This window comes from Anaerotignum sp., from assembly GCF_030625865.1.
Lineage (GTDB): Bacteria > Bacillota > Clostridia > Lachnospirales > Anaerotignaceae > Chakrabartyella.
The window spans coordinates 19242-30378 of record NZ_DAOUQB010000003.1 but is presented as its reverse complement, the minus strand read 5'-3'; the positions used below and the strand labels follow the sequence as shown (position 1 = coordinate 30378).

The 11137-nt window shown below is 39.8% G+C and carries 10 protein-coding genes and 1 other annotated feature; all 10 genes read right to left on the bottom strand.

What is annotated here, in order from left to right:
* Position 1: 1 nt before the first annotated feature.
* Positions 2-1603, bottom strand: a complete 1602-nt coding sequence (fliF, locus tag P9Q65_RS01590; RefSeq protein ID WP_304507334.1) for a flagellar basal-body MS-ring/collar protein FliF — start codon at positions 1601-1603, stop codon at positions 2-4.
* Between the two features lie 72 nt (positions 1604-1675).
* Positions 1676-1978 carry a flagellar hook-basal body complex protein FliE gene (locus tag P9Q65_RS01585; RefSeq protein ID WP_304507333.1) on the bottom strand — a complete coding sequence of 101 codons (303 nt, stop codon included), beginning with the start codon at positions 1976-1978 and terminating at the stop codon, positions 1676-1678.
* A 17-nt stretch (positions 1979-1995) separates the two neighbouring features.
* Positions 1996-2442, bottom strand: coding sequence for a flagellar basal body rod protein FlgC (gene flgC, locus P9Q65_RS01580; protein ID WP_304507332.1), 447 nt, complete (start codon positions 2440-2442; stop codon positions 1996-1998).
* 15 nt (positions 2443-2457) lie between these two features.
* Positions 2458-2826, bottom strand: a complete 369-nt coding sequence (flgB, locus tag P9Q65_RS01575; RefSeq protein WP_304507331.1) for a flagellar basal body rod protein FlgB — start codon at positions 2824-2826, stop codon at positions 2458-2460.
* A gap of 447 nt (positions 2827-3273) precedes the next feature.
* Positions 3274-5916, bottom strand: a complete 2643-nt coding sequence (gene ppdK, locus P9Q65_RS01570; protein ID WP_304507330.1) for a pyruvate, phosphate dikinase — start codon at positions 5914-5916, stop codon at positions 3274-3276.
* A gap of 633 nt (positions 5917-6549) precedes the next feature.
* Positions 6550-7938 carry a glycine--tRNA ligase gene (locus P9Q65_RS01565; protein ID WP_304507329.1) on the bottom strand — a complete coding sequence of 463 codons (1389 nt, stop codon included), beginning with the start codon at positions 7936-7938 and terminating at the stop codon, positions 6550-6552.
* A gap of 79 nt (positions 7939-8017) precedes the next feature.
* Positions 8018-8198: a binding site (T-box leader), on the bottom strand.
* A 61-nt stretch (positions 8199-8259) separates the two neighbouring features.
* Positions 8260-8988, bottom strand: coding sequence for a DNA repair protein RecO (recO, locus tag P9Q65_RS01560; protein ID WP_304507328.1), 729 nt, complete (start codon positions 8986-8988; stop codon positions 8260-8262).
* Positions 8989-9281: 293 nt separating this feature from the next.
* On the bottom strand, positions 9282-9431 hold the full coding sequence (locus P9Q65_RS01555) for a hypothetical protein (RefSeq protein WP_304507327.1): 150 nt from the start codon (positions 9429-9431) through the stop codon (positions 9282-9284).
* A 101-nt stretch (positions 9432-9532) separates the two neighbouring features.
* Positions 9533-10435 carry a GTPase Era gene (gene era, locus P9Q65_RS01550; RefSeq protein WP_304507326.1) on the bottom strand — a complete coding sequence of 301 codons (903 nt, stop codon included), beginning with the start codon at positions 10433-10435 and terminating at the stop codon, positions 9533-9535.
* Positions 10432-10887, bottom strand: a complete 456-nt coding sequence (locus P9Q65_RS01545; RefSeq protein WP_304507325.1) for a hypothetical protein — start codon at positions 10885-10887, stop codon at positions 10432-10434. Before P9Q65_RS01545 ends, era begins: the two co-directional genes overlap by 4 nt.
* Positions 10888-11137: the final 250 nt, after the last annotated feature.

Genomic DNA, 11137 nt, shown 5'->3' with positions numbered 1-11137 from the left:
TTTATTCTCCCCCTCTTAACCAAGATCTGATCAGCTGCGCTGAGATTTCAGGATTATCCCCTGCAAGCTCACGAACCTTATTTTTCAACTCCAAACCTTTCTCGTTTGACAGATTTAAAATTTGGTTTTCCGCATCATCTTGCTGTTTTTGTTTTAATTGCTTTAAGTATGCTTCCTGCGAAGCAGTTTGTTGTCTTGGCGTCTCAAGTGTTGCACCCATTTGCTTCTTTTTCTTTCTTCTTCTGCTAGCGATAACAATAATCGTCACCAAAATGATCAGAAATACACCAGATGCGATTGCACCAATAATAATCCAATTATTCTTTCCTAAATTATCAAGATCTGTCGTAATAGGACTCGCATTAAAAAACGGAGATGCAACAATGGCTATTTTGTCATCCTGGTTTTCTTTAGTAATTCCCGCGGCATTGGCAATCAACCCTTTTAAATCCTTTTGAGAAATATTCCCAATGGTATCGCTGTTAATTGCGATTGAAACAGAAATGTCTTGAATGCTGCCAGCGTCAATTTGAGACTGTTCGGTGAGCTGATTCACCAAATAATCAATGGTGCTATCCTGTTTATAATATGTTTCCGTTCCGTCCGCTTCTACTTGAGAATAGGTAGGCACCTCTGCATTGGTCTGGGTTCCCGGAACACCACCGGCAGTATCTCCACCCTTTACCATCTCAACCCCATTGGTCTCAGTACTGGGAATCCCCTTATCAGAATCTTCCAGGGGAGCTTGGTGATTTACGATTTCTCGAATTTTTTTATCCACATCAACCGTTGTTCTTACAGAAACCTTAACATTATCAGAGCCATAAATAGGGCTTAATACATTCAGTATTTTAGCACGAATGGCATCATCCATATGTTTTTCAAATTCAAGCTTCAGTTTGTTAGCCCCTTCGGAAGTACTATCCCCTGAAGGCGAAACATCGTTGCCGTTTCCATCCAAGACTACAACATCCGCCATTTCCATGGAAGGTATACTTTTTGCAACCAAGCGCTGAATTCCCTTAACCTGTTCCGTTGTGGGAGAACCCCCGTCCTCCATAATAACTACAACAGATGCCTGGGCTTTTTGCGTACTATTATCATCCAGAACATATTTCTGGTCTTCTGCCAAAGCTATGGTAACCTTAGCATCTTTTACCCCTTGAAAAAGACGAATGGTAGCGCCCATTCTATTTTGAAGATCAAACAACTTATAGCTGTCCTTTTCGAAATCCGTGGTTGTCAACCCAATGTTGTTTTTAAAAACATCATATGTAAAACCACTTTTAGGGTAACCTTCATACACAAGTTGTGCTTTCAATTTTTCCTCTTGTTCCTTTGGAACATAAATTACACCATCATTTCCATATTTATAGTCCACACCCATGTCCTGCAGTTTTGTCATGATTTCGCTGGCTTCTTCTTGATTTAAGCCACTAAAAAGCGTTTCATATGGCTTTGATAAATTAAGAACAACTGCAGTGCCTATTGAAAAAAGTATGACCAGGCAAGCCCCGATTAACAATAACTTTCTCCATTTGGGGTTTATTTTTTTATATTGATTCTTACCTTTTTCAAGCAATTCTTTTATTTTTGCATTCAAACCGGTACCCCTCTTACTATAATATTTTCAGTTTATCAAACCCTCCGTCACCCTGTGCCTGACTTCAGATTATCAAAGATTCAGTCTCATTAATTCATTATATGAATCTAATGCCTTATTTCTTAAATTCACCAAAAGATCTACGGAAATCTGTGCCTGTGTAGCTGCAATCCCCAAAGAGTGCGTGTCTTCACTCTGCCCTGTAGCAAATAAATACTGCTCTTTCGCCAAAACATCTTCACTGTCTACCACATTAGATGCAGCCTCAGCAAAAATATTTCTAAAATCATATTGATTATTCTGGGTTGTTTTGTTTGAATTTATCTGATCCATTAACTGCAATGGTTCCAGTCTATTCAGTGGTATGATAGCCATATTCTTTCCTCCAATGATTACTTGCCAACCTCAAGTCCCTTAGTTGCCATTTCCTTAATTGCATTAAACGCAGTCACATTTGCATCATATGCCCTTGATGCTTCCATGCCATCAATGGTTTCCTTTAGAAGATCAACATTAGGCATCATAACATATCCATTTTCATCCGCATCCGGATGTGTAGGATCATAAACTGATTTAAGAGGGCTGTCATCTTCAACAATTTCACTTACGATAACGCCGCCCTGCTGACCTGAAGCGCCCCCCCGGGCCGTTCGATTAAAGATTTCCTGAAAACTCCCTTGATTTCGTGGCTCAAAAACTACCATACGCCTCTTATAAGGATCTCCGCTTTCGGTTCTCGTTGTATTAACATTTGAGATGTTTTCTGCTATAACATCCAGCCTTGCTCTTTGGGCCGTTAGACCCGATGCGCTGACATTCATCGCATTTAAAAAAGCCACAAATACCCCTCCTAATTATTTCATCGCAGCACGAATTCTATTAAACTCGTTATTCAAATTATCTATTGCCATTTTATATTGAATCGCCGCACCTGCCAATTCAACCTGCTCAACGTCCATATTGACATTATTTCCATCCAATCGGCTTGATTCATCCGCTTTCGTATGTACACTGATTGATGTTTCTTTTATTGCCTCCCCGATTTTACTTGCTGTGGCTTGATTGTAAAAATCCAGTTTGCTTTTTAACTCATCTTGGAATGAAACATACTGTGCCTTGTAGCCAGGTGTAGATACATTGGCAATGTTATTTAAAGTTACCTGTTGTTTATCCCATAAATAATCAGCCATTTTTTGCGACATCAAAATTGAGTTATTAAACATGGATACCCCCCTTTCTTTAGGCTCTCTTGTCAATTCCATATTAATAGGTATTCATTTTTTCCTGTAATTTCCACCAGATATTATATGAACTATAATTTATCTGTAATAACATAAAAGTACAAATTTATACCTTTATCCTAGGCATTCCACCTATACTCACTTGGTATACGATTCGTACTTCTTTTTTTCCATCCTAATATTCTCTATGAATAATTATAAAGAATTCCTTAGTAAAAATCAACATTAATCAACTATTTTTTATTTATTCAGACATTAAATTTACTTTCTGAATTCTATTTTTGTAAAATAAAAGCTATTTTTATAGAAAGTTGAATTATATTGTACTTTTTTGCCAACATAATCCTACATATCAATGAAAAAATAGAAAAAAACCGAGGCAGCAATTTTTGCTCCTCGGCTTTTCTGGTTATACTTTTTCTGATTATATTAATGTTGTCTTGTTTCTCTTGGGAAATTAATTTGTGCTTGTGCCGCCGCCAATCTTGCAATTGGAACACGGAAAGGAGAGCAAGATACATAATCCAAGCCAATCAAGTGGCAGAACTCAACAGAAGAAGGATCTCCGCCATGTTCGCCGCAAATGCCCAAATGGATATCAGGGCGTACAGGCAATGCCTTTTCAACTGCCCATTTCATCAGCAAACCAACGCCTGTTCTATCCAGTCTTGCAGTAGGATCACATTCATAAATGTTCTTATCGATATAATCCGCCAAAATTTTGCCTGCATCATCACGGGATAACCCATAGGTCATCTGTGTCAAGTCATTGGTTCCGAAGGAGAAGAATTCTGCCTCCGTTGCAATTTCATCTGCCGTCAATGCAGCTCTTGGAATTTCAATCATCGTACCAACAAGGTATTCAAGCTTTTTGCCCTTTTCGGTCATAATCTTTTCAGCTGTTTCCACCACAATATTCTTCACAAATTTCAATTCTTTAATTTCGCCAATCAATGGAATCATGATTTCGGGTTTAATGTTGATACCCAACTCATTGGAAACCTCGATTGCCGCTTCAATAATTGCTCTTGTTTGCATTTCTGCAATTTCAGGATAGCTTACTGCCAAACGGCAGCCTCTATGCCCCATCATAGGGTTCAACTCATGTAAGCCTCTTGCTTTCACTTTCAACTCTTCCACAGTTTTGCCTGTTTCTGCTGCCAATATTTCAAACTCATCATTTGTATTTGGCATAAATTCATGAAGAGGAGGATCCAGCAAACGGATCGTTACCGGTCTTTCCTGCATTGCCTTATAAATTCCTTTGAAGTCTTCTTTCTGGAAAGGTTCAATTCCCTTTAAAGCTTCTACTCTTTCTTCAACGGTTTCAGAAAGAATCATTTTTCTGAACTTCATAATTCTATCGCCTTCAAAGAACATGTGCTCTGTTCTCGTCAAGCCAATACCCTCTGCTCCAAAATCAATGGCAGTCTGAGCATCATGGGGTGTATCCGCATTGGTTCTAACCTTAAGAGATCTCTTTTCGTCAGCCCAAGCCATAAATTGGGCAAAGTTACCGCTGATTTCAGGGTCAACCGTAGGAATATCTTCGCCGTAAATATTACCGGTAGAGCCATCCAAAGAAATATAATCTCCCTCTTTAAAGGTTCTTCCGCCCAAAGTAAACGTTTTGGCTTCTTCATTCATTTTGATTTCTTCACAGCCGGATACACAGCATGTACCCATACCACGGGCAACAACTGCTGCATGGGAGGTCATACCACCACGTACTGTCAGGATACCCTGAGCAGCCGCCATACCTTCGATATCCTCAGGAGAGGTTTCCAAACGAACCAAAATAACCCTGTCGCCGCTTTCCGCCTGTGCCTTTGCATCCTCCGCCGTAAAGCAAACCTTACCTGCTGCTGCCCCGGGAGATGCGGGCAGGCCTTTACCCAGAGGTTTTGCAGCCTTTAATGCTTTTGGATCAAAAGCAGGGTGTAAAATCTGATCCAACTGCTTAGGTTCAACCTTCATTAAGGCTTCTTCCTTGGTAATCAGACCTTCTTCTACCATATCAACAGCAATACGCAATGCCGCATTTGCAGTTCTCTTGCCGTTTCTTGTTTGCAAGAAATACAGCTTACCTTCTTCCACAGTAAACTCCATATCCTGCATATCTTTATAGTGGTTTTCCAGCTTATTTGCAATTTCAGTAAATTGTTTGTATACCTCAGGCATATCATCCGCCAATTTTGCGATGGGGTTTGGTGTACGAACGCCGGCAACAACATCCTCGCCCTGGGCATTTACTAAGTATTCGCCCAACATTGCCTTTTCACCTGTTGCTGCATTTCTTGTAAAAGCAACACCGGTACCGGAGGTATCACCCATATTTCCGAATACCATCATCTGTACATTAACCGCAGTACCCCAGCTGTAAGGAATATCATTCATTCTTCTATATACAAAGGCACGAGGATTATCCCAGCTGCGGAATACGGCCATAGCCGCCTCAAACAGCTGTACCTTTGGATCTTGGGGAAATTCCTTGCCCTGATCATCAAAATAAATTTGTTTGAACATGGCTGTAACCTTTTTCAGATCTTCCTCTGTTAATTCCGTATCAAAGCGAACGCCAACTTGTTCTTTGTATTCATCAAGTTTTCTTTCGAACTTGGACTTGGAAACGCCGATAACAACGTCTGCAAACATCATGATAAATCTTCTGTAGGAATCATAAGCAAATCTGGGATTCCCCGTTTTCTTTGCCAATCCTTCTACAGAAACATCATTCAAGCCAAGATTTAATACCGTATCCATCATACCGGGCATGGATGCTCTTGCTCCGGAACGTACGGAAACCAGAAGGGGGTTTTCGGGATCGCCCAATTTTTTGCCGGCAATTTCTTCAAGTTTGCTCAGCGCTACATCAATCTGTGCAATCATCTCTTCCGTCAGTTTCTTACCGCCTTCGTTATATTCTGTGCAGGCTTCTGTTGAAATGGTAAAGCCTTGAGGAATAGGCAGACCTAACCTTGTCATTTCTGCGAGGTTTGCACCTTTACCGCCCAAAAGGTTTTTCATGGATGCGTTGCCTTCGCTGAACATATAAACATACTTCTTGCTCATACACATTACCTCCTGTTTTCCATCTGGATTTCAGACTTGGAATTTTATTTCTGGAATTTTAGAAAAACTAACTCATTTAAATTATAACATTCTCCCTTGAAAATCACAATGTTATTCCTTGCAGGCAAAAGCGTATTCTACTCAATTGTTCTAGCAAAAAACAAGTTCGTTGTCATTATGCAATAAATTTTATAATTTTATCTCTATTTTTACTTCATCTTGCCAAAAAAAATATGCCAACCATTCACCCTGGTCGGCATATTGCAATATGGGACACTTAATGTCCCACTAAAATTTCTGCTTTTGGTCTTTTTTTATAATACATCTTATACCTATAAGTGATAAGTATACACTATGGCAAATCATTGTGCAAGAAAAAGAATTATATATTATTCGTGATCTTTTCATTTATTAATTTAGCAAATAAAGTCAAAACCCTAAGGACTTTGCCCGGAAACACCTCAGAGATTTCCATTCAGCACTTTGCCGGGCAAAGTTGTCCTTCGGTCAAATAGCACTTCTTTGCTATTGTATTCTTGCCCCCTTAGCAACACATAAGTAAGCGGTTACAATCACAGTTTTTGGTCTCACTTTTTTCAAAAATCAAGAAGCTTTGAACAAACTCCAAGGTCTTTAAAACTCCATTTTTTCCTTCAAATATGCAGTCAACTGCGCAATGGGCATTCTAACCTGCTCCATAGTATCTCTGTCACGCACGGTAACACTCTGATCCTCCTCGGATTCAAAATCATAAGTGATACAGAATGGTGTACCGATTTCATCCTGTCTGCGATAACGCTTACCAATAGAACCGGATTCGTCAAATTCACAATTGAACTCTTTGGAAAGCATAGCATATACTTCCGTTGCCTTTTCACTCAATTTTTTGGAAAGAGGGAAAATGGCAGCCTTTACCGGTGCAATCGCTGGATGGAAATGCAATACGGTTCTTACATCACCCTCTCCAACTTCTTCCTCATCGTAGGCTTCGCATAAGAATGCCAAAGTCACACGGTCTGCACCCAAAGAAGGCTCGATACAGTAAGGAATATATTTTTCATTCTTTTCTTGATCGTAATAGGTCATATCTTGACCGCTCACGTCTTGATGACATCTTAAATCGAAATTGGTTCTGTCTGCAATCCCCCAAAGTTCGCCCCAGCCAAAGGGAAACTTAAACTCAATATCTGTGGTTGCGTTGCTGTAGTGACTCAATTCTTCCTGTTCATGGTCACGCAAACGAATGCTGTTTTCCTCCATGTTCAGTTTTAACAACCATTCTTTACAGAAGTTTCTCCAATACTCAAACCACTGTAAATCAGAACCAGGTTCACAGAAAAATTCTAATTCCATCTGCTCAAATTCTCTGGTACGGAATGTAAAATTACCGGGTGTAATTTCGTTACGGAAAGATTTTCCGATCTGACCGATGCCAAAGGGCAGTTTCTTTCTACTGGTACGCTGCACATTCTTGAAGTTTACAAAAATACCCTGTGCTGTTTCAGGACGAAGATATACAACATTTTTCGCATCTTCTGTAACGCCCTGGAAAGTTTTAAACATTAAGTTGAACTGGCGGATTTCTGTAAAATTATGAGCACCGCAGGATGGGCAAGCCACATTATGCTCGTCAATAAATTGCTTCATTTCATCATTACTCCAGCCATCAACCACCATTTCGGGCATATCATGGGCAGCGATATAATCCTCAATCAATTTATCTGCACGGAAACGCTCTTTACACTCCTTGCAATCCATCAAAGGATCGCTGAAACCGCCAACGTGACCGGAAGCAACCCATGTTTGGGGGTTCATCAGAATAGCACAATCCACACCAACATTATAAGGGCTTTCCTGAATAAATTTTTTCCACCAAGCCTTTTTTACGTTATTTTTTAATTCCACGCCGATAGGGCCGTAATCCCAAGTGTTTGCCAAACCGCCGTAAATTTCAGAACCGGGGTAAACAAAGCCTCTGTTTTTCGCCAACGCAACTACTTTTTCCATTGTCTTTTCTGTCATTTTAATTCCTCCTTCAAAAAAGTTAAAAGTTTTTTACCGAGGAACAGAAATAAAAAAACTCCCCTCCCTCGCTGTAAAAGCAAGGGACGAAAGTCTATCTTCCGCGGTTCCACCCTTATTGATCTATACCAAAAGCATAAATCCACTCTTGTGAAGTCCTGCTCCAAAGTGCCCTTCTCCGTATTCTGCTGTCCTCTTTTCACCCACCGACGACTCTCTGAAAACTTACTACGGATACTCCTCTTTTTCAATGCAGTTATTTAATTTAGCCCTTATCCTAACACTTTCCCGGTTTTCTGTCAATACTTATTTTCACGCAAATTATAACTCCTTGCTAAATTCACGGCTTTTCAAACGCACCCCCATATGTACCTCCAAATATCGCCTTAAAATACCATCCATTTGCACCATGGCCTCGTCTGAAAGTGCAAAGGCAAAAATTTGGTTTCCATCTCTTTGGGTAATAAAAGAAATTGCTTTTTGAACTGCCGTGAGCAGAGGGATTTCTCCCCCATGGCAATGGTTCTTACAAAGGAGTTCTCCTTCTTTTTCACTAAAAAACAAGGATTCCTCTCCGTTTCCGCATACCATACAGCCTTCCCCGGATAAAAACCCTGAAATTTGTAAATATTTCACCTCGAAAATACGGGAAATCAACCTGGGCGGTAATTGTGTTTTTTCCAGTGCCGCTAATGAGTACAATAGAAGTCTTAAGGTGTCATCCTGTTCCATCCCTGTGGGACATGTTTTATCCACCAACTCCGCCAGATACACAGCTTCTGCCAGCTTATCCATGTCAGTTCGTATGCCATAAAAACTTTCTATTAAATCAGCTTGGGTCATGGAATAAAACCCCTTGCCTTCGTAAGCCAAAAAATCACAGTAGGAAAAAAGCTGCGTACCGGAAAGAAGCTTGCTTTTGGTATTTTTCGCCCCACGGGCGCTCAGCATTACTCGTCCCACACCCTTGGCCAAAACCTGAATTCGTTTACTGCTCTCGCCATTTTGGCTTTCTCCAATTACAATGCCTCTTAACTTCACTACACCCACTTTTTCCCCTCGTTTTCCTTATAAAAATAGTTAAAAATTAAGTTTTCGGGACAGCGCCCCGAATCTTGTAAGCTGGTCAAACCCCTTTGCTTCGCAAAAATCGGCTTCGCTGCCTGCCTATCTTGGACAGTGCAATTTTGTAAAGGCTTGACCCAAACTTTTATAACGCAAAATTTGCATTTTGAAAATGTGAAACGGATTTTTCTTCCAAACCCCCTGAAATTGGGTTTCAATCAAAGTTTTTGCACTTGCTTTTTTCAAGTAGGGTTTGGGGCAAAACCCCAAGGTCTTGTTTAATAAAAATTTTTATTTTTTGAACTATCGGCAATCCTCCGTCGGGGATTTGGTCTATCTCCCATACCAGACTTGTAACGTAAATAATCTTCAACATGACCTGTTTGCACAAATTTTTGCCAGTATGCTTTTTTATTCCGCTCGTCCATAAAACCGTCCCCTTTCTTTCGTTATGTTATGGAGCAAAACCAAAAGCATACAGGTAAATTAATACCAAAGACTCCAAAGAAAGAAAGGAATGTTGATTTTACTAGATATTCCGTTTATCGTATCCAAAATTTCTCAGTAAAAAATCACTGTCTCGCCAATCTTTTTTCACCTTGACCCAAAGCTGCAAGTAAATGGAAGAACCCAAAAGTCGTTCCATGTCCCTTCTTGCTTGAGAGCCGATTTTTTTTAACATACTCCCCTGCTTACCGATAATAATTCCCTTATGGGAATCCTTTTCACAATAAATGGTTGCTTCAACATCTACCATATTTTGATCCTGTCGTTTTTTCATAGACATGATTTCCACAGCAATGCCATGGGGAATTTCATCCTGCAACAGATATAATGCCTTTTCACGGATAATTTCAGAGGCAATCTGCCTTTCCGGCTGATCGGTAACCATATCCCCGGGAAAATATTGGGGACCTTCCGGCAAATATTTTTTGATAACTCCCATCAAATCCTCTGTATTAATGCCTTTCATGGCAGAAATAGGAACAACCTCCGCAAAAGAATACAGCTTTCGATAGGCTTCAATAACTTTCAATAGCTTTTCCCGCTCAATGGTATCAATTTTATTAATAACCAATACAACCGGTGTTTTTACATTTTCCAAACGGTCAATGACGTATTGATCCATTTCCACTACTTTTTCTGTGGGTTCAATGAGCATTAAAACCAAATCCACTTCGTTAAAGGTATTTTCTGCCGAACGTACCATAAACTCTCCCAATTTATGTTTGGGCTTATGAATCCCCGGTGTATCCAAAAATACACATTGAAAATCCTCTTTGGTTAAAATACTGGTGATTTTATTTCGTGTTGTCTGGGGTTTATGGGAAGTAATCGCAATTTTTTCACCAATCAGACAGTTCATTAACGTTGATTTGCCAACATTGGGCCTGCCGATTAAGGTAATAAAGCCGGAATGAAATTTTTTCATGCTTGTCCCTCCGCTTTTTCCACTTCCATATAAGCCTTATATGCTACTTCTTTTTCATCCCAGTCTTTTTGCATATCCAACAAGACCATATACTGAAGCCAACGGTTATTTTTGGTGTCAATATCCTCTTGGGTCAGCCCCTTAACTAAGGTTAAAGCTTGGTAATATTTCATACCCGCTTCCGCCGTCATATATTCGGACTTCATGCCTAATATAACACAAATTTTATTAGGCAAAGCATATCTGCGAATTTCCTCCTCCACACCCTCTGTGCTTTTGCCCAATTGGCGCATAAATTCCAAAGCATTTTTATAATGAATCATATATTCGCTTTCTTTGATTTTTACACGCTGCGCTTTCCAGTTTTCTTCAATATATGCCACCACTTCTTCCATGGTTCTTGCATTGGGTTTCACTTCAACATTGGCAAATTTTTCTCTTAATGCGTCCATTTTTTATTCCTCCTATTTCTATACAAGGTCTCAAAGTTCTCGGGCCGCTGTCCCGAACCCTGCAAGGGGGTCAAGCACTTTTGCATCTTTGATGGTGCAATTTTGGAAAAGCTTGATCGAAACTTTATATAGCAAAATTAATCATTTTTGTTCTCAGTTTAAAAAACTTAGATATAAATAGGGCTAATATTATCCATTCACACCTTACTTATTTATGTTTTTCTATTATATACGGATAAGGCTTTTTTCA